At 49.6% G+C, this 20,047-nt stretch carries 15 protein-coding genes; 7 read left to right on the forward strand and 8 right to left on the reverse strand.

Features of this window, described 5'->3' with window-relative positions; all coding sequences use genetic code 11:
• A partial coding sequence (locus ACN4EK_RS28060; RefSeq protein ID WP_431661718.1) for a tetratricopeptide repeat protein occupies positions 1-1,405 on the forward strand: 1,405 nt, incomplete at its 5' end.
• A gap of 72 nt (positions 1,406-1,477) precedes the next feature.
• Positions 1,478-3,001 (forward strand): DUF697 domain-containing protein, encoded by a 1,524-nt coding sequence (locus tag ACN4EK_RS28065; protein ID WP_431661719.1) that lies wholly within the window; start codon positions 1,478-1,480, stop codon positions 2,999-3,001.
• A gap of 17 nt (positions 3,002-3,018) precedes the next feature.
• Here ACN4EK_RS28065 and ACN4EK_RS28070 read toward each other — a convergent pair whose 3' ends face one another.
• From ACN4EK_RS28070 to nrdJ (ACN4EK_RS28085), 4 genes are all read right to left on the reverse strand, one after another.
• Entirely contained in the window at positions 3,019-5,484 is a 2,466-nt protein-coding gene (locus ACN4EK_RS28070; RefSeq protein WP_431661720.1) for an ATP-binding protein, read from the reverse strand.
• Between the two features lie 223 nt (positions 5,485-5,707).
• Complete coding sequence (gene nrdJ / locus ACN4EK_RS28075; protein ID WP_431661721.1) at positions 5,708-6,769, reverse strand: ribonucleoside-triphosphate reductase, adenosylcobalamin-dependent; 1,062 nt, start codon at positions 6,767-6,769, stop codon at positions 5,708-5,710.
• 74 nt (positions 6,770-6,843) lie between these two features.
• The gene (locus ACN4EK_RS28080; RefSeq protein WP_431661723.1) at positions 6,844-7,692 is read right to left on the reverse strand and encodes a hypothetical protein; all 849 of its coding nucleotides are present in this window, start codon (positions 7,690-7,692) and stop codon (positions 6,844-6,846) included.
• A gap of 364 nt (positions 7,693-8,056) precedes the next feature.
• Positions 8,057-9,262: a ribonucleoside-triphosphate reductase, adenosylcobalamin-dependent gene (gene nrdJ / locus ACN4EK_RS28085; protein ID WP_431661724.1), complete on the reverse strand. Its 1,206-nt coding sequence runs from the start codon at positions 9,260-9,262 to the stop codon at positions 8,057-8,059.
• Positions 9,263-9,546: 284 nt separating this feature from the next.
• On the opposite strand from nrdJ (ACN4EK_RS28085), the gene ACN4EK_RS28090 reads away from it, so the two are divergent.
• Complete coding sequence (locus ACN4EK_RS28090) at positions 9,547-11,109, forward strand: AAA family ATPase (protein WP_431661725.1); 1,563 nt, start codon at positions 9,547-9,549, stop codon at positions 11,107-11,109.
• Between the two features lie 41 nt (positions 11,110-11,150).
• Here ACN4EK_RS28090 and ACN4EK_RS28095 read toward each other — a convergent pair whose 3' ends face one another.
• Complete coding sequence (locus tag ACN4EK_RS28095) at positions 11,151-11,615, reverse strand: hypothetical protein (protein WP_431661727.1); 465 nt, start codon at positions 11,613-11,615, stop codon at positions 11,151-11,153.
• Between the two features lie 491 nt (positions 11,616-12,106).
• On the opposite strand from ACN4EK_RS28095, the gene ACN4EK_RS28100 reads away from it, so the two are divergent.
• Positions 12,107-14,134 carry a serine/threonine phosphatase gene (locus tag ACN4EK_RS28100; protein WP_431661728.1) on the forward strand — a complete coding sequence of 676 codons (2,028 nt, stop codon included), beginning with the start codon at positions 12,107-12,109 and terminating at the stop codon, positions 14,132-14,134.
• Positions 14,135-14,137: 3 nt separating this feature from the next.
• The gene (locus ACN4EK_RS28105) at positions 14,138-15,466 is read left to right on the forward strand and encodes a protein kinase domain-containing protein (RefSeq protein WP_431661730.1); all 1,329 of its coding nucleotides are present in this window, start codon (positions 14,138-14,140) and stop codon (positions 15,464-15,466) included.
• A 13-nt stretch (positions 15,467-15,479) separates the two neighbouring features.
• On the opposite strand, the gene ACN4EK_RS28110 is transcribed toward ACN4EK_RS28105, so the two are convergent.
• Together ACN4EK_RS28110 and ACN4EK_RS28115 are read right to left on the reverse strand one after the other, a co-directional pair.
• Positions 15,480-15,704: a DUF4327 family protein gene (locus ACN4EK_RS28110; RefSeq protein ID WP_431661731.1), complete on the reverse strand. Its 225-nt coding sequence runs from the start codon at positions 15,702-15,704 to the stop codon at positions 15,480-15,482.
• A 216-nt stretch (positions 15,705-15,920) separates the two neighbouring features.
• Complete coding sequence (locus ACN4EK_RS28115) at positions 15,921-16,817, reverse strand: S66 peptidase family protein (protein WP_431661732.1); 897 nt, start codon at positions 16,815-16,817, stop codon at positions 15,921-15,923.
• Between the two features lie 233 nt (positions 16,818-17,050).
• Here ACN4EK_RS28115 and ACN4EK_RS28120 point away from each other — a divergent pair, with 233 nt between their 5' ends.
• The gene (locus ACN4EK_RS28120; protein ID WP_431661733.1) at positions 17,051-18,478 is read left to right on the forward strand and encodes a DNA cytosine methyltransferase; all 1,428 of its coding nucleotides are present in this window, start codon (positions 17,051-17,053) and stop codon (positions 18,476-18,478) included.
• Between the two features lie 22 nt (positions 18,479-18,500).
• Here the strand turns inward: ACN4EK_RS28120 and ACN4EK_RS28125 are convergent, their stop codons facing one another.
• Complete coding sequence (locus ACN4EK_RS28125; RefSeq protein WP_431661734.1) at positions 18,501-19,301, reverse strand: hypothetical protein; 801 nt, start codon at positions 19,299-19,301, stop codon at positions 18,501-18,503.
• 273 nt (positions 19,302-19,574) lie between these two features.
• Here ACN4EK_RS28125 and ACN4EK_RS28130 point away from each other — a divergent pair, with 273 nt between their 5' ends.
• Entirely contained in the window at positions 19,575-19,937 is a 363-nt protein-coding gene (locus ACN4EK_RS28130; RefSeq protein WP_431661736.1) for a hypothetical protein, read from the forward strand.
• The last annotated feature ends 110 nt before the right edge of the window (positions 19,938-20,047 follow it).

The following is a 20,047-nucleotide window of genomic DNA, read 5'->3' on the forward strand; positions in this document are numbered from 1 at the left end:
AGATGTGTATAAGAGACAGACACCTCCCCCCTCCCCCCTGACCCAAACAGGATCTGCCCTCGATCTCACGGATCTCGTCCTAGCGGCAGCTGCTCAAAATCCTTTATGCGATCAACATGCGGCGGCAATGCAATTGCTCCAGCGCATCGAGCAATTACAGGCAGAACAAGCTCCCCCCGCCGCCTTAGCCGCTGCCTATCACGGATTAGGCAATCTCTATCGCGATCGCATTGAGCAAGGCTATACCGATGGTCAGACCCTGACGATCGCCATTCGCGCCTACGAGCAAACCCTGGACTGGCTGGATGGGTCGTCTTCCCTGTGGCCGGATGTGTTAAATGATTTGGGCAATCTGTACTGGATGTTGTCACGGGGGGCGATGAATTCCCCGCAAACCTTGACCTATCTGCAACAGGCCGTCACCACCTATCAACTGGCGTTAACGCGAACCAATCCCCAGACCCGGCTTCAGACTTATTTGATGGTTCAGAATAATTTGGGGTCAGCCTATGGTGATTTAGCTCGCTTAGAGCAAACCGCTGAGAATTTGCAGCACTCGATCGCCGCGTATGAAGAAGTATTACGTTATCGGACACTCAATCAGGATCCAGCCCGGTACGCCGCGACTCAGAATAACCTGGGAACTGCCTACTGGAATCTGGCGCAACATCAGCAACCCCTGAAGCATTTACAGCAAGCGATCGCCGCCTACCAGGCAGCCTTAGAGTATTACAGTAGCGATCGTGATCCACTCCATTACGCCATGATCCAGAACAATTTGGGGACTGCCTACTGGAATCTGGCACAACATATTAAGCCATCTACGCCTGTGACAGATGCGAACGGTGTGGTGCTGTCCCCTGTGAGCTTGCTGCGGCAGGCGATCGCCGCCTACCAAACGGCTCTAACCTACCGCACCCTGAAAGCCTCGGCATCTGCCCATGCGGCAACTCAAAATAATCTAGGCACCGCTTACTGGAATCTGGCGATCGCCCCGGACACCTCCAGTGAAAATCGGCAGGAATTTTTAAAACGGGCAACGACGGCTTACAAAATTGCCTTGAATACCGCCCAGCAGCTAGTGGCGAGTGGCAATGCGGCGGCGCTGACCTTCGATCCCTCCTCGACGCAGAATAATTTGGGGTTAGCCTACTATCAACTGGCGATGAACCGAGAGTCGGGCTGGGATGCCACCAAGCGATCGCAGCATCTAGAACTGGCTTTGGATCATCATCTGCAAGCCCTGCAAGGTTGGGCAAATCAACCCAACTTCTACCAAACCGCCTTAGGGCATCTGATCCAAACCATGCGTACCTTTTACAGCGAGTTCGGTATTCAGGGGCAGACGCTAGCCATGTCAAGAATTCCCGCCCAACTCTTGCCCGAAGTGATGCAGCGGCTCTAACCGCAGCGTTCCCAATCTCGGTGAGAAATTGTTTAGGATCAGAATGTATCCCCCTTGTCCTGTACGGCATTCATGAACCCAACGTCTGATTCTCCCGAACGATCGCCGGAACTGGTACATTCTCCTGCTGTGGCTTCAGAATTGACCACGAGTTCGCCACCGCTCACCGAGGAACTGGATGAAGCCATCTTTAGCTTTGAAGATATTCAGGCGGATCTGAATTATCGGCAGGCTCAAACGGCTTTGCGAGATCTGGTGGAAAATTTGGATTTAAGCCCCCAGGAACGCCAGGGATTAGAGCCGGAAATTGGCGGTTTAGAGTCGATGCTGCACAAATTAGAGCATCAGGTGGTGCATATTGCGGCATTTGGCATGGTGGGACGCGGTAAATCATCAATTCTGAATGCTTTGATTGGGGAAACGATCTTTGAAACCGGACCGTTGCATGGTGTCACCCAGGTGCGCCAGACCGCCAATTGGAAAATTTCGGAAGAGTCCGTGGAAGGCAGCGATCGCCCCTTAACGCGGGCGGCTTTACCAGGTATGGGCAACTCCCAGATTGAACTGATCGACACGCCGGGAATTGATGAGATTCATGGGGAAGCCCGCGAAGCGTTAGCGCGCCAGGTAGCCCAACAGGCGGATCTAATTTTGTTTATTGTTGCCGGGGATATGACGAAGGTGGAATATCAAGCCCTTTCGGAACTGCGGCAGGCCAGTAAGCCGATTCTGCTGGTGTTCAATAAGATTGATCAATATCCCGATGCCGATCGGCGGATGATTTACGAAAAGATTCGCGATGAGCGGGTACGGGAATTGTTATCCCCAGATGAAATTGTCATGGCGGCAGCCTCACCGTTGGTGGCGAAAGCGGTACGTCGGGCTGATGGGCGGGTGGCAGCGCAATTAACGGCAGGACAGCCTCAGGTAGTTAACTTAAAACTGAAAATCCTAGAAATTCTGCATCGCGAGGGTAAGTCACTCGTTGCCCTGAACACGATGTTGTTTGCCGATGATGTCAATGATCGCTTGGTAGAACGCAAAATGGTGATTCGGGAGCAAAGTGCCAACCGGATTATCTGGAATGCGGTGATGACAAAAGCGGTCGCGATCGCTTTGAATCCGATTACCGCCGTCGATATTCTCAGCAGTGCGGTGATTGATGTCGCCATGATTCTCTCCCTGTCGCGGTTGTATGGGATTGCCATGACTCAGTCCGGGGCGATCGGCTTACTGAAAAAGATTGCCCTGGCAATGGGGGGGATTACCGCCAGTGAACTACTCGCCAACTTAGGTCTGAGTTCCCTCAAAGGGTTATTGGGGGTAGCGATTCCGGCAACCGGAGGCATGTCTCTGGCTCCCTATCTGTCTGTCGCCTTGACACAGGCAGGAGTCGCCGGATTTTCTTCCTATGGGATTGGTCAGGTGACAAAAGCGTATCTGGCGAATGGCGCTTCCTGGGGCCCCGATGGCCCAAAGGCGATCGTCAATCGGATTTTGTCGTCGTTGGATGAGGAATCGATTATTAGTCGAATTAAGGATGAGTTGCGATCGAAAGTGGATTTAAAACAGCATATTTCACCTCAATCCCGCTAGGATAGCGACACCATGACTCAAGCCGCTTGCCGTAGTTGCTGGCGAATTGGTAGACGAATGATGAACTCTGTTCCTTGACCAGGAATCGAGAAACACTGAAGTTTACCAAAATGTTTTTCCGTAATAATTTGATAGCTGATCGACATCCCCATACCCGTTCCTTTACCCACAGGTTTCGTGGTAAAAAATGGGTCAAAAATTCGCGCTTGAGTCGCGGCTGCCATGCCAATGCCATTATCGACGATCGCTATTTCAATCCATTCCGCCTCACTCATAGTTGTGCGAATCTTAATCTGATTGGGCTGTTGTTGAATCTCTTGATAACTGCGGTTCAGGTTACTTTCTTCCAGGGCATCGATCGCATTTGCCAGAATATTCATTAACACCTGGTTTAATTGGCTAGGGTAGCACTCAATAAATGGCAGATCCCCATAATCCCGAATCACCTCAATTTCCGGTCGATCAGGATGGGCTTTTAATCGATGCTGCAAAATTAGTAAGGTACTATCAATGCCTTCATGCACATCAACCGCTTTAAATTCCGCTTCATCAATGCGAGAAAAGTTCCGCAGAGATAGGACAATTTGCCGAATTCGATCCGTACCCATTTTCAGCGAATTCAAGATTTTAATTAGATCCGCTTGTAGAAACTCTAAATCGATCGCATCCGCTTCGGCTTGAATTTCGGGCGCTGGGTCGGGGTAATGTTGTTCGTACAGTTTGACCATACGGAGTAGATCATCGGCATATTCCTGAATATGGGTTAAGTTGCCATAAATAAAATTGACCGGATTATTAATTTCATGGGCAATTCCAGCGACTAATTGCCCTAAGCTGGACATTTTTTCCGCCTGCACTAACTGCATTTGGGTTTGTTGCAGTTCGGCTAAGGTTTGTTCAATCTGTTCCCGCGCTTCTGTAATCGCCGCAATTTGGGGCAAAGTAGTCCAGCAGGCGATCGCGACCCCCAGAAAGGCAACCGTGATTAACAAAATACTAAATAACGCCGTATGGCTCCCTAACCCATAGCGCTCTAACCCGGCTCTGGCTAACCAACCAATACTGACCGCACCACAGATTAAACCAATCAGAATTGTCACCTGCCACGCAATCCAATCAGTTTGAGTGTTAAACGGTTTTTGCCGATCGCGCCGGAGCCACCAGGTCGGTTGCACCATACTGATCGGTAGCCGGGGCACTTGAGTCGCGATGATGCTCACCAGAACAGGTAACGATAGACCGATCGCCAGTTCCCGCCAGCCCCATGCCCAGCCTCCAACCACCAGCACGATCGCCTCTAAGCTAAAGAAGCCCAACGACCAATTCGCCCACCGGGCTTCCGGTCTACCCCGATTCAGCCACACCCCTAAGTGGATTGCCATCATTGAAGTCAGGTAGCCTGTTCCAGTCACCATCACCACACGGGAAACATCGCCCCAAGTCAGGGAGATTAACGTCAGCGACAAAGTAAAGATCAGGCTGGGTTCCAGTACCCCCCGACGCGACATGACTGCAAATACAGGCGGTAAGTAGTCATCTTTCGCCAACTGATACAGCAACCGAGGACAGTTTGAGACTGCCGTTGCCGAACTCAGTAAACATCCACAGGTGATCAAAAACGTGACTAACGCTGGTGCCCATCCCCCCCAGAACGGTTGACTGGCAGCGACTAAATGGAGATACGCGCTATCCCCTAAGTTCGGTTGCGTGGCTAACCGCATCATCACCCAGGAGCCACCCAGGTAAACGATCGGAATACAACTTGCCGTCACCTTTAAGCATTGCAGGGTGACTTTGGGTTGCCGACTCTCTGCCACAAACGAAGATGCCGTCTCACAGCCATAAACCGCGTAGACCGCCACAAAAAACCATTTCAGCCAATCGACGATCGTGATGCCGGTATTGACTTCGGGTAACAGACCGGGACTGGCAGGTGCCAAGCCTAACCAGCCAATGCCCTGGAGGCAAAAGGTCAGCAAAAACCCGATTGCGGGAAACACAAAAAAGGCATGCAAAATTCCTAAGGTGCGAGTACCACTCAGGGCAACCACAAAGGGCAACATAGCAAAGCCAATTCGCAGCAACACAACAGGACAGCTAATTCCCAGGGGAGCCAGGTTTTCCTGAATTAAATCCGTCAGGATAATTGCATTCATCGCCGGTACAGACACCCATCCCAACAGATAGCCGATCGCGCCATACCGCGCCAGGGCTGGAAATCTCCTTAACAGGTGGGTGGTGTAGTTTGGTGTACCACCCGCTACATCAGTGGCATAGCTGCCTAATCGTTTGACCTGCAAATTCAGCAAGATCCCAATCAGGGTGCCGGGGAGCCAGACCCAAAGGGAATTCGCCCCCAATGCCGCGTACATCGCCGGAGCCGGCCCTAACCACAGCAACAAACCACTGAAACCAAACCCCCAGGTTTCTAAGGAACTTAGACTGCGAGGTAAAGGCAGGATAGGAAATGGGTGCCGAGCCATCTGTAACGAAGCCTAAACTACATTCACCCAGTATTCCCACTGACAAAGCTTAATTATCTTTACAGGATTTTTCCAGGGGCTACGGCTACGGAGGCAATCCTGGTTCACTTGGCGGTGATTGTACCAGAATCATGGCGATCGCAGCCATAAAACAGGGTAGGCATCGAACCTACCCCCTCGAAAGCGCATTGGAAAAACAAGAGAGAAATCAAATCATCATGGCTTATTGCGGCAACAAGCACTTATCCGAATCACATCCGGCGGGTCCAGCTTCTGCCATTTCGCCAGCGTCATATCGCAAGAGGGCTTGATGGAAATCCTGAGTTTTCCGCCGCGCCAACACCTCCTGGCTCAGTTGGTCATACTGCTGCTTGGAAATTGGCTCAAACGGCAAGCGGGGGAAGGTCTGATGATCATCAAACCGAGCCAATAACGCTGAAGAGATATAGCCTTCATGGTTTTGAATCGCCGCATGAATGCGTTGCGCTAACGGTTCAATCTCAGCTTCTCGCAGTTCGATCGTGGAACTGGTGTTATGGGTCGTCCAGTACCGTTGCACATTCATATAGAAGTCGAACTGTGCCAATGCTGAGAACTTTTCGATCGCGATTTCATCGGCTCCCGGTAGGTTTGCCCAGGACACTTCGACCGGAATTTCCAGCAACCACTCGGTACACCGGGGATCAAACGGATCATGCAGCAGGTTACCATTTTCGTCTTTATCCGATTGGGAGGGGACGATCGTATATCCATAGTCCAAACCCGCCAGGGCGACCGGATCATTCTTCCGGCAAGTAATCCGGCGAATAAACCGTTGGGCTTTAGGTGGATGCCACCCCGGACTGGCTCCCGTTAATAGGGATTTTGTTCCGGCTGGTTGCACCGTCGTACAGCGATTAGGACGCTTTAACCCCTGACGATCGCAGTAATCCCACACCACTTGATGCACCAGTTCTCGCCAGCGCGTCAGATAACCTTGCTCCCGTTGCCGAAACTCGATACCCGCTACAGTATCCGGTCTACCCGCTTCCCACCAGCGCAACCACTCTACGCCAAAGGCATGAACAAAGAAATCAAATAATCCAGTGAAAGAAACACCGACGATCGGATCGAATTCACGGGATTGTTGATAGCGAGGTTCGACAAATTTGTGGTTTAACAATGCCGCCACAGATAATGCCGCTGCCGTGAATGCCGCCTCTTGTTCCTGCTCATTAAACGGGTCAAGTTGGTTGAGATGCACCTCAGATAAATTGCAGTGAAAATCTGAGCCTAAAATTTCCAAAGGTCTTCCTTTCTTTAAATATAAAAAAAGGCTTCTGTTACCCTAGAGGCTCTTTATCCTCTAGCTCTACAGATTCATTTCTCTGTAGTTCCGAGTACCTTTTCTACTAATGAACGAAAGTAATTCAGAATTTCCTTACGGTTCGTTTGTCTACCTAAGAGTGCCTTACTCAGAGTTCTTTCATCTTGAATTCCGAATTGGCTATAGACGCGATCGTAAAAAGGTTGCAGAACAGGCTTAATTTTATTTAATTTGCATGTTCTAATCGCTTCAGGATTCGCTTGAGCAAACTCAAGAGCCATCATTTGGATAACTTCACTATTTTCGGGAGTGGTTTTGGAGCGAGTCGCGTTTACAGAACACTTATACGAACAATATTTTTGAGGATCGTTCTTGCGATACAAAACCTCAAATGTCTTCCCACAAAACTGACAAGTAACGAAAACTTGATAGTACCGCTGAAGATTATATTGTCGTAATCGCTCGGTTTGTTGGCGGACTTTATCACTCTTTTGCCGAGCATTCTCCCATTTCATCCTGTAGACAGGATCTTGAAGTCGAGACTTTGCTTTTTCAGCAATTTTTGCTTTCGTTGTCTCTGATGCTCTCACACCGTATCGAGGAATATTAACTCCTGATACATCCATGCCTAACCCATCTGCCATTTGTTTCCACTCTTGTTTGAGTTGCTCAAACACAAATGGGGTTGGGTGAATGAGTTTCCTTAAGTCTTTCTCCTGAAGAACCTCTATAGTCACTCCATAGTCTTGTTCAAAGGTAGTAATTCGGGGCAAATCTATCTCATAGTTAAACCCACCTTTGATCTCTATATAAGAACCATCAGCTAGTAAAAAGTCAGGTTTGTAAGAGCCGCCATTAGAAAGCTCAAATGTCTCCACTTCATACTGCCAAGCAATTCCCATATAGTCTAGGTATCGAGCGTAAATATACTCAAGGGTTGATCTGAGATAGTAGCTTTTGTAGTAACCGCAGTAGGTTCTGCCATTCATTAGTAGCCCGACACTCGTGGAGAGATTATATTCTTAAAAAGAACAGTACACTAGTATCTAATCTTTTTGAGGTTCACTCTCTACTCTGTACGGTGCTAGAAGCCTATTAACTCTTCTAGTTACCACGGGATTAGCTTCTCAGCTTTCCCCGTTTTTGCCGGGTGTTTAACGTGAGGCAAAATTAACTACCACACGGATTTAAGCCGTACCGTGACATGCGATGTTCTAGTTCAAGCTCTAAATCATCAATGGTTTGTTGCATGGGCTGCTCCTAGTATCAACACACTGGGTCTTTACCTTGATTTCTCTTTGCCAATAAGAGTTGTCTGAGGTAATCTTTTGCCTGTGTCCTTGACTGACAATACAGTTCAACAAACTTTTGCCGCTTGTCGGCTGTATCGAGTAGGTCAACATTGGCACGGGCGATCGCTTCTGGGGCATATTGAATGGCTCCTTCCCCGGAATAAAACTGTTTGCGAACGGCATCAATACATTCCTGTTCTGTCGGTTGATGGTGGAATACTCGGGTGTGATTTGCCATCCGCAACGCATCCCGCTCCGGATCAATCCGCCAGTTCCCCTCAGAATCTTGCTGCCAGAGATTATCCTTGGCGATCGCAAATGGCTCGTCGCTGCTAATTCCCTGCCGCATCCCGGCAGATCGCCGAATATTCCCAGCAACCACGGTGGCAGCGGCTTCATCGATTAACAGGCAGCATTCGATCGAGGTGAGTTGGCGACCGATCGCTTTATTCAAAATATTGGCACAACGTTCATACAGTCCAGCTAACCGAATCGGATTCGCCACACCCCCAAACCCTTTGAGGATTTCCCCTTCTGCCCGGACATCACTCAGGTTGACTGTAACGTTGATCTCGTCAGAGAAGCGATCGTCACTAGAGAGTTCTAACAATGCCTGATAGGACTGCACCCAACCCTGGCGACTATCTCCAACATGAATACGGACTTGATGCCCGTTCACAGTAACTTGGGTCTGTTCCTGACGCTGCTCCGGAGGGGTAATTCCGACTGTCCCCTCTAGGGCAACCGTCAGCCGGTTTCGGATCGCTGGCAGTTGATTGATATATTGCGGCTCCAGAATCGCTCCAGTGCCACAGCCCATCATGGCTAAGTCCATCATCAGCCCCAAGGCTCGCCAGTCGATCACATTGGTACTGGTGCAGTTATAGGCTCCCGAGAAATTTTCCGGCTTGCGAATCCAATCGGTACCACCAACCCATAACCAGCGCCCTGATGGCAAGCTTTTCAGTTCTCGCTGCATTTTCTGAATCAGGTCAGCTTCTTCAGCACTGAGGTTGCCTAATTCCACTAATCCCGCGATCGTTCGTTGGGTCACTTCCTCCCAGGATTCCCGTTGCCCACTCGCTCGACGGCTATAGGTGCGGTAGAACACGGGGTTAGCCACCGGAGCATTCGCAGGAAACTGACTCGAAACCTTTGTCCGCTCAATATTCTGAACCATGTACTAACCCCTACACCTAAGCTTAGTTGGACTCACTACCGAGGCGAACCTCATATCTAGTGTTTGCTTTTATGGGTAACCACTATATCCCACTAAGGGTCGATTTTCATTAAGACTTGTTTATTCAAATGCCTGGTTTGTGACAGGTAATGCTTCTTTCCTGAAAAAACTTACCAATAGCCAAGAATGGTTAATAAGGGAATAATAGTATATATGATCTATTCATGGGATGAGCGTCTCTTATCCTGTCAGGGCACAATAAAACAAACTGCCCCACTGTGCCCATGATCAATTCTTTTGCTGGTGTCAATACCCTGGCAACCACGGCTCAACACCTCCAAACCCTGCTGCTGTCCTTCCATCCCGTTATCGTGATTGAAACCGTGGAGGAGGAGCGCGTTCTCACCCTGCTTCAGTCTGCTATTCAGGATATGAAGCTTACCCTCTACGAATGGAGCATTACCAGAGGGCTAGTACGATCGCATGGTCACGAACATCGCTGGGTCGATGAATGTGCGCCGGTGGGTAGCACCAACCCCGCCCCAGTAGACGAAAAAACCTCTGATCCTCTAGAAGTCTTACGCTACATTCAGAAAGACACGCAGAAAGGCATCTTTTGGCTAAAGGATTTTGCCCCCCATCTAAGTGATCCGGTGGTAGCGCGGCAGTTTCGGGAAGTAATCCAAATCCTGGTGCAACGGCGATCGGCATTTATTCTGACCGGGGAATCAATTAAATTACCGCCAGAAACCGCCCATGATGCCGTTTACTTTGAGCTAAAGCTACCGGGGCGCGATGAACTCCACCAAACAGTATCCGACGTTGTGCGATCGCTGATGGTGAAGAATCGCGTCCAGGTGCAGATCGAGGAACGAGATTTACAAGCATTAGTGCAGTCATTAAGCGGCATGACCCTGAAGCAAGCCCGTCAGGTGATCGCCTATGCAGCCCTCGTCGATGGCATGCTCACGGCCAGCGATATTGAACGCATCCTCCACCGCAAAGCTCAGGTAATTCGCGAAGAAGGCGTTTTGGAGTATCTCCCCCTGAGCAATCAACCCCTATACCTGGGAGGCTTTACCGGACTCAAGCGCTGGTTAGCCCGAGCCAAGGTGGGGTTCACGCCCCAAGCCAGGGAACTAAACCTCAGACCCCCCAGAGGTATTCTGATCGTCGGGATTCAGGGCTGTGGCAAATCCCTGGCGGCAAAAGCGATCGCCCAGGAATGGAAATTACCCCTGCTTAAACTGGATGCCGGTCGGCTATATGACAAATATGTCGGGGAATCGGAAAAGAACTTTCGGCAAGCGGCGATGTTAGCAGAATCCATGGCACCGACCGTTCTCTGGATTGATGAAATTGAGAAAAGCTTCAGTAACAGTGATTCCGATTCAGATGGGGGCTTAAGTCGGCGCTTGTTCGGCTTCTTTCTCACCTGGCTGCAAGAGAAGTCTCAGGATGTATTTGTGGTTGCTACCGCCAACGATATCTCCAAAACCCCCCCAGAACTGTTTCGGAAAGGCCGTTTCGATGAGATTTTCTTCGCGGATCTACCCGATGCCCAAGAGCGGGCGATGATCCTAAAAATCCATCTCGGTCAACGCAAACAACCGTTGGAGCGCTTTGATCTTGCCACTCTCGTCAAGGTGACTGAGGGCTATAGTGGAGCCGAGATCGAACAAGCGGTAATTGTTGCTCTCTACAATGCCCTACATTTGGGCAAGCCCCTGGATACAGCCCTCCTGATCGAAGAAATTCGGGCAACCATTCCGCTTTCCGTGTCCCGTCGAGAAGATTTAGAGAAGCTCCGGGCGATCGCGCAGGAACGGTTTGTTAGCGTTCGATAACGATCGGTGACCAGTTAATTGAGAGCACTATCTCCGGGCGATTAGGGAACGGTAATGGTACCAGTTCCAGCCCCAGCCGGAGCACCCTGGTTCACAGTTCCAGCCGGAATCTCGGTTGGCGTGGTAATAGAGGTGTTGGGTGTAGTAATACTCGGTGTCGCTCCTGCACCGCCAAAGGTGCCGGGGGCTGTAGCCGGAGAGGTTCTGATCACATCCGATGTCACCCCTGAGGTTGGAGGAACGGCAGGAACCACAAAAGCAGGGTCACCGGCGTTAGGGACAGTAACCGGGTTGACACCATTAGGCGTACCACCCGTTGCCGGAGGAGTGACGATCGTGGCTCCAGAGGGAGTAACCGTTGTGACACTGCCTAAGGGAGCCGTAACGGTTCCATCGGGGGCTTGAATTACGGTTTGCTGCGCCCAACTGGGGACAGCGGTCAGCATCGCTGCACCAAGCGTTCCAGCAAGAACACCGAACGTTTGGGTAAGGGATAGGTAACGCATGGTTCTGAATTAGCTCTACCCCTTTAAGCTAAAAAATATGCTTCAAACCGCCATCAATCAAGGGGCTGAAGCCATCTGAGCCATTTCTCCCCTCTGTGGTAGACACCCAATTTTCTGAAGGGCTACCCCATCTGAATATCCTGATCACTCTCACGAGAGAGCGTTAGAGTAAATAGAATTCGCCCATTGTCATCGTGAGCCCTGTTCGGCTGATTCGGCTAACAACGAGCCATGTAGACAAGCAACGGCTTGAAACCTCTAACTGGTACCCAAAGTGACTAGTGCGAGGTGGGAAAGATTCAGATAACCTGTACCCAGGGGCGTTAGTTGGGGAATCCTGCTTAAATAGGCTACAGTTTCTTGTTTAAGGAAAATCAGGAAACTCCTACTTATAGGTTCCCTCAGTAACGCCATCAACGTTAGTTGCTTACGGCATCCGTTGCTGACATCCGCTGATCTGACTCCCAAATGGGAATAGAGGAAAGTCCATCATGCTTGTCTGTCCCCAATGTCAGTTTGAAAATCCGGTCACAAACAAGTTTTGTCAGGAGTGTGGCACCTCCCTGACCCAAAATAGCTGTCCGAAATGTGGCAGTCTCAACCCCTTTAATGTGGTGAATTGTCAAGAATGTGGGGCAGTCTCTGGGGTCATTTGGGTCGCGATCGTGGCTGCCAGCCACCACAGGGCTAAAGCAGCACCGGAAGTCAAAGTCGGAGCACTGACCGTTGGGGATCACTCTAAGAGTATTAATGATTATTTGGATGAGGAGCAGCGGTATCGGCTCCTGGAACCCTTACCGTGGTTTGAGGGCGAAACCGGCGAACAACAGGTGAAGGTACTCGACTGCCAACCCCTGCAACTTTCCTGTCTAGAAATGTTGATGATTGAGGGGCAATCCGCCAGTCCCAATGACTCCACAAATGCGGATTCAGGTGAGCTTCAAGCGTCGATGATGTCCTGGGCAATCCCCACCTTTGCCCAACCCTATCTGGCATTAGGAGAACAGTTTTATCAAGCCATCCCAGCCATTCATGATGCTTGGCATTACAAAGATCAGGATGTGGTGTTATTAGAGGATCGATCGCAGTTTCCGCTACTTATCGATCTCTGGCAGAGTAGCGAGATGACACCGCCGGTTCTTCAGGTGCTGCACTGGCTATATGAAATGGTGGAACTGTGGCAAGCCCTGTCTCCCTGGAACTGCCAACAAACCTTATTAGATATCACAAATCTGCGGCTGGATGAAGACCAAGCCCTCTGTTTACAACAGTTGCACCCTAACCCGGCGGGCATGCCTCGCTCCATACAAGACTTAGGGCGACTGTGGCAAGCACTGTTTGCAGAATCCCAAAAAACTCAGATTGATGCCATTACCAGCCTGCTCGCCGATTTAGATGCGGGTAAAATCACCATGGCAGAGGAAGTGCGATCGCGACTGGAAGCGATCGCCAATCAATTAGAGGACAACCAACCCATGCCCGATCTGTTGGAGCAAGAATTTGATACCTTCCAACTCTCGGATACTGAAACAGATGAGGCTGAGTTTGTGACTGCCAGCCCTGCTAGCACTCCCACTCGGTTGGAATTGGTATTAGATGAAATTGATGATCTAGAAGAGGACGGAGATCTAGACAGTGATGAAATGCCTACGGTCGTCCTGCCAATGCAATTATTTACCTTAGAAGAGATTGGTCGGACGGATATCGGGCAACAGCGTGACCATAACGAGGATTATTTCGGCATTGAAACGCAGGTTAGCAAGCTAGAAAGTCCTTCTGGCAAAACCCTCCATGCCCGTAACCTCTATATTCTGTGTGATGGGATGGGTGGTCATGCGGGAGGCGAGGTTGCCAGTGCCTTGGCGGTCGATACCCTACGGCGCTTTTTTAAAGAACATTGGCAGCACCTGCCGTTTCCGGGGGTTGGTAGCAACAAACTACCCAGTGTTGAGGTGTTATCGCAGGCGGTGCAGTTGGCTAATAAAGCCATTTATGATGTCAATCAACAAAATGCCCGATCGGGGAGTGGTCGGATGGGCACCACTTTGGTGATGGTGTTAATTCAAGATACAGAGGTGGCGGTTGCCCATGTCGGCGACAGTCGGCTCTATCGTTATACCCGCAAGCGGGGGCTAGAACAGGTAACGATCGACCATGAGGTAGGTCAGCGCGAAATTCAGCGGGGAGTCGATCCAGAGGTTGCCTATGCCCGTCCGGATGCCTATCAACTCACACAGGCATTAGGTCCACGGGATGAACACTTTGTCAAACCGGATATTCAGTTTTTTGAACTCAGTGAAGATATGCTGCTGCTCCTGTGTTCCGACGGGTTAACGGATAATGAACTGCTGGAAACCCATGCCAAAACCCATATTGAACCCCTACTCAGTTCTCAGGCAAATTTGGACAAAGGAGTTAGCCAACTGATTGAGCTAGCCAATCAACATAATGGACATGACAATATCACAGCGATCGCAATTCGGGCAAAAGTCCGGCCCTGCCTCAGTCATCTACGCTAGGGCATGGTCATTCTGACCCTATTGCATCCCCAACACCAGACTCCTTTGAGACAATGGCAGTTTCTCACAGAGTCTACGGTTCGGATTGGACGAGCACTAGATAACCAGGTGGTTTTGGATGATTTGCTCGTTTCTCGGCATCACCTGGAGTTACACAAAATTGAGTTACCCACCTCTCCGGGGTCGGCACACTCCCAACCCTGCTGGCAATTGGTTAACCGTAGCAGCAATGGCACCTATCTAAATGGCAGATCGGTGGCTCAGGGACTGATTCTGACCAATGCCATCGTGCAACTGGCACAAGGGGGACCGTTACTCAAGGTACAGGTTTGGCGATCGCAGCAAGAGGGGACTAACCCGGCGCTCGTTGTGCCATCCCAGAACCTCCAGGAGAACCCTTCACCGGACTCATCGCTAACTCCAGTCAGTTATCCAGTGCTGCTGGAAACCGATTGTCCACCCTGTACCCATGCGGGCAATGCCGTCGAGAACCTGTTTTGCATCCACTGTGGTCAGCCTATCCGCGTGGAGAAGACGGTACGGCAATATCAGATCTTACGGGTTCTGGGTAGAGGGGGGATGGGCACAACCTATCTGGTCTGGCATCAAACGGGAATGATTCCCAAAACTGGACAACCTGTAGGGAAATTACAGGTGTTAAAGGAAATGAATGCCGACATTGCCCGGATTCCCAAAGCCCGAGAATTATTTGAGCGGGAAGCTCTGACCCTGCAAACTCTTAATCACCCTGGAATCCCCCAATTCCATGATTTTTTTATTGAAGCAGGTAAAAAATACCTGGTCATGGAACTGGTACATGGACAGGATTTAGAAAAGCGAGTTCGGCAATTCGGTACGGTCAAACCAGCCCAGGCGATCGCCTGGATGATTCAAACCTGTGAGATCCTGGATTACCTGCATCACCGCCCTGTGCCCATCATCCATCGGGATATCAAACCCGGCAATCTGCTGGTACGCACCCTGGATCACCGCATTGTCGTCCTTGATTTTGGCGCTGTAAAGGCAGCAGGAGCCTTGTCAGCTACCCGCATTGGCGCTGAAGGATATAGTGCCCCAGAACAAATCCAGGGTAAACCAGTGATCCAATCAGATTTGTACGCGATCGGACCGAGTTTAGTATTTCTGCTCACCGGAGAAACGCCCCGCCGCTTTAAAAAACCAGATGAACCGGGCTATCAATTTAATCTAGAAGGTGTAACGGCGATCGCTCCGTCCCTATGTCGGGTAATTGAACGAGTCACTGCCCCTAAACCGAGCGATCGTTACCCAAGTGCCAAAGCATTATCTGAAGCGTTAGCCAGATGTCTTTAAGCCGCTATTACGATTACTGTTCGTCTTCATCCCAGCTTTCGACTGCTAGCAGTTCGCTAACAGGGTCTTGCATCGTAAAGTCGTAGGCCAGTAATTCTTGCTTCCAAAATGACCAATCGTCACCGTACAGCAAGGCAATCTTCCAGATACTATCGTTGGGTTTGAGAACCTTAGAGTCTACCAGCGATCGCACTTGACGCTGCAACTTAACCATTGGGTGAATAACCTGCTGGTTCATACCGTCTCTGATCATGAATAAATAGATTTTGCGAATGCTTTCCGTGAAAGTTTCCCGAACCTGACACCGCAACAAAGCTCTATATCGTGTCAATCATTGCAGCAGCGGGAAACTGCTTTTCCAGCTATCGATATTAGCATACTCCAATCCTATGGCAAGCGTTTCCAGAAACATAGTAAAAAAATAGGGAGATAACCGAACCAAAACGATTATTTTTTAGGATTTGATGACCAGAGTGCCTCGATCACCATCCAACTGAGCCATCACACCGACCGGAAGAGCCGCATTCACGCCATCATGCCCAAAGGGCAGTTCGACCACGATCGGAATACCTAAATCGCCTAACCGATCGCGTACAACTTCCTCGACCGTAAAACTGGGAATATTAGCAGGCGGCTCACATTGGCTAAACCGCCCCAAGGCAATGCCCTTAACTTGTTGTAGTAGTCCACTTAAGCGCCACTGCGTTAACATGCGATCGATACGGTAGGGGGCTTCACCCACATCTTCCAGCGCCAAAATTACGCCATGCGATAGATCCGGTTGCAGGGGCGTACCGATCAGATGGGTCGCGACAGTCAGGTTAGCGGGTAATAATAGTCCCGTAGTTTGTCCGTTGCCCCACCCCTGCCCTTGCAAGGGATCAATGGGACGACCTTCTACCCAGTCAAACAAACGCTGCACTGACCAGGTCGGTTCTGCTGCCAGTGTAGTCAGTAAGGGGGCGTGAACACCAGAGATGCCTTGCTGACTGAGGCTAAACAACAGGCTAGTGATGTCCGAAAAGCCGATTAACCATTTGGGTTCCGGTAATTGCCAATTCCAGTCTTCCAGTAAGCGGGCACCTCCCCAGCCCCCTCGCGCACACAGAATCCCCCGACAGTGCGGTTGGTCTAAGGCAACCTGGAGTTGCTGGCGACGTTGGGCATCGGTTCCGGCTAAATAACCCCAGCGATCGTCGAACCCCGGTGCAAATTCAACTCGATAGCCGCGATCGCGCCAGATCGCCACGCCTTGATGCAAGGCAGTTAACTCGCGTAAAGCTCCACTGGGAGCAATGACATAAAGGAGATCCCCACGTTGGAGTGGGACAGGTGGTTGACAGAGCTTCATAAACTGGTAATTCGTCAGTATAACGATCGGGTATCTCAAGATACTGATCGGTTCAAATCAGCAATAAATTATCTCAGCTTCAGCTACAGCAGTCTTCACCGATTTGCTGTATTGGCATGTTACACGGCTGTTATGATTTGGCGACGTGGTGGCACAATCTCAACAGAACTTGCAAAACAACTGTACTCCCCCTTAGGATGGGTACTTAATTCTGGTTTCGTGGGCGAAACTGCATGTCTATAGGATACCTCTCTGTCAAAGAAGCCTCTGAAATCCTGGGCTACTCGGAACAATATGTTCGCAAACTGCTGAGAAGCGGTGAACTGAGTGGAGAAGTCATTACCAACAGATGGGTCATTGCATCAGAGTCGGCTAATGAGTATCGCTGTAAAGGGGATCAGCCAGATTCTACAATTCCAGATCATACAAGACGATCTTCCACTCAACCTGCGATGAAAGCGTTAAGCTTTTTTTCGGGGTGTATGGGACTAGATCTAGGGTTAGAAAAAGAAGGAATCGAAGTCATCCTAGCGTGTGAAGTAGATAAGGCAGCCCGTAGGACGATCGAAGCCAATAAACCTCATATTGCTCTGATCGGGGATATCCGCGATTACTCAGCGAGTCAAATTAGAGAACAAGCAAAATTACTTCCTCAAGAGGATATTGATGTGATTGTGGGTGGTCCACCTTGCCAAGCTTTTAGTAGCGCTGGTAAAAGGCAGGGCTTCAATGATGAGCGTGGCAATGTATTTCTCACCTTCATCGATTTGATTATTGAGCTCAAACCTAAATTTGCAGTGATTGAGAATGTCCGAGGCTTGTTATCTGCGCCGTTAAAGCACAGACCCCATGAAATGAGGGGTAGTCAATATCCACCACTTTCCCTAGAAGAACAGAAAGGAGGAGCGCTCCTTCACATCATTCATCGATTAAAGGCGGCAGGGTATGGAATCTCCTTCAACCTGTATAACGCCGCTAATTTTGGCTCACCTCAGCAACGAGAGAGAGTCGTGCTCATTTGTAGCCGGGATGGTACGAAACTCCCGTATCTGTCACCAACCCATTCTGAAAAAGGGTTATATGAATTGCCGAAGTGGAAAACGCTTAGAGAGGCATTGGCAGGATTGCCAAACGATCACCACGATTTTGTTAAGTTTCCAGCTAAACGTCTGAAATATTACCGGCTTCTCAAACCTGGACAATATTGGCGGGATTTGCCCGTGGAGTTACAAGAGGAAGCATTAGGAGCATCCTACCGGGCTGGAGGTGGCAAAACAGGCTTCTATCGAAGATTAGCTTGGGACAAACCTTCACCGACCCTGGTTACGCACCCTGCAATGCCTGCAACGGACTTAGCGCACCCAGAAGAAGATCGACCTTTGAGTATCCAAGAGTATAAACGGATACAAGAATTTCCTGACAATTGGCTCATTCAGGGTAGTCTGCTTGACCAATATCGGCAAGTTGGCAATGCAGTTCCCTGTTCCTTAGGTCGAGCCATCGCTAGAGCATTATTAGATCATGTCAATGGTGTTGAAACATCGGTTTTTCAGGACTTTCCTTATTCCCGATACTTAAGAACTGATGATGTCAGTTGGGAAGCAGATATCCTCGGAAATACTCATTCCAGTTCTATCAAACAACTCTCTTTATCTCTCTAAGGACAAAGCCTCGATTATTCTTTCAAATTGGAGGTTTCTGTTGAAATTCAACATAAGCAGTCTGAATATTAAGGATCATCCTTTTAACATGAAGCTTCAATAACTCATAGTCCAACCCTATCATTGACCAGAATTCAGCACCGCAAGCACGAGGAATACTGGGACTAGAGAATGTCCAACTACCTCCTGTACAGAAAGCGGCGGCAAAGAGCCTGTGCTGATGCAGTTCTAGTTCACTTCTTGATCGAGGTGCTTGACTTCCTGTGAGAGTGTTTCGTTGGGTTTTGATTTGTACGAATACAGGTAAACCTTGCCCCTGGCGGAGGATCACTGCATCAATGCCTGTGATTTTGATGCCAAAGTCTTTTTCGGGACTAATTGCATAAGGACTAATGTTAGCGATCGTCTCCCAAAGATCGCCCATCGGTCTACTTAACTGTCTAGAAATTGAATTGCTTTCAACAAAAACGGCTGCTCCACAAAGCTCGTAAAGATTGCGTGGGTTAGCTGACATGGCTGCTGGAGATCTGACTAATGACGGCATCAGCCTAATAAAGCGATCGGCAAACTCTTCACATTCATTGGCAATTGCTAGAGATTGGCGTTCCTGCTGAAAAATAGATCCTTGAGAAACATCTAGTTGAATCTGGTGTTGGATGAAGGCAGGTAACGCTGGTGTAAGTACAGTCGCGATCTGATAGGCGCGATGGAAATCGGGATGCAGTTCGGCAGGGATATTGACCAAACTGGCATAGTCTTCAATCAAATGTAGTCTAGCTGTCACCGAAAGCGGTATGAGTTGAGCAGCTTGAATGGGTTGCATAAAGTTTTGGACTGGCAGGCTGATTAACTTTAGCGGCGGCTAGCCAATCATAGCCAGGGCTAGACTCAGACCGATCTCTAGATATACCGCCTCTAAGTTATCTGCAAGCCGTACAACCATGTAGTCTAGAAAACATAAAATAAGTATTATTGCGTATTTATACGTTCACTTACCTTACCTTTAAGGAAGCAATCCGTGGTTTCCAGCTTATTCTAAAAGTTGCATCCAACACACAATACAGGTATTCACCTCACTTACTTTAGCCAGATTACTATGAGCCAGAAGTCTCTGCGGCGTGTGTTAGCTGCTGTCACCATTGCGTCTCCTTTGCTGTTCAGTGCTGTTGCCCGTGCCGATCAACGTGACTTTACCCTGGTCAACGACAGTAGCGCCGAGATCCAGGAAATCTATGTGTCTACAGTGCAGACCAATAGTTGGGAAGAAGATGTCTTAGGTCAAGAGATTCTGCCATCCGGCGGCAAGGTGGATATTAACTTTGAATCTGAGGTGTCCGGTAGCTGCTATTACGATATTCGAGTCATTACCGCAGGACGGGAAGAGACAACTCAGAATAATGTGAATCTTTGCCGGGTATCCACCGTGATTTTTAATGGCGAAAACCTGCTGATCCAGTAAATTGGCATGACCCTCACCTGAACGATCGCTACTCCAGTACGGGGACGCGAACCCTGGATACAGATTTGCCTTATGGTGGGCTCGTCGTGATTTGGCAGCCTAGCCCGCTT

Source organism: Pantanalinema rosaneae CENA516, assembly GCF_050753385.1.
Classification (GTDB): Bacteria; Cyanobacteriota; Cyanobacteriia; order Leptolyngbyales; family Leptolyngbyaceae; genus Pantanalinema; species Pantanalinema rosaneae.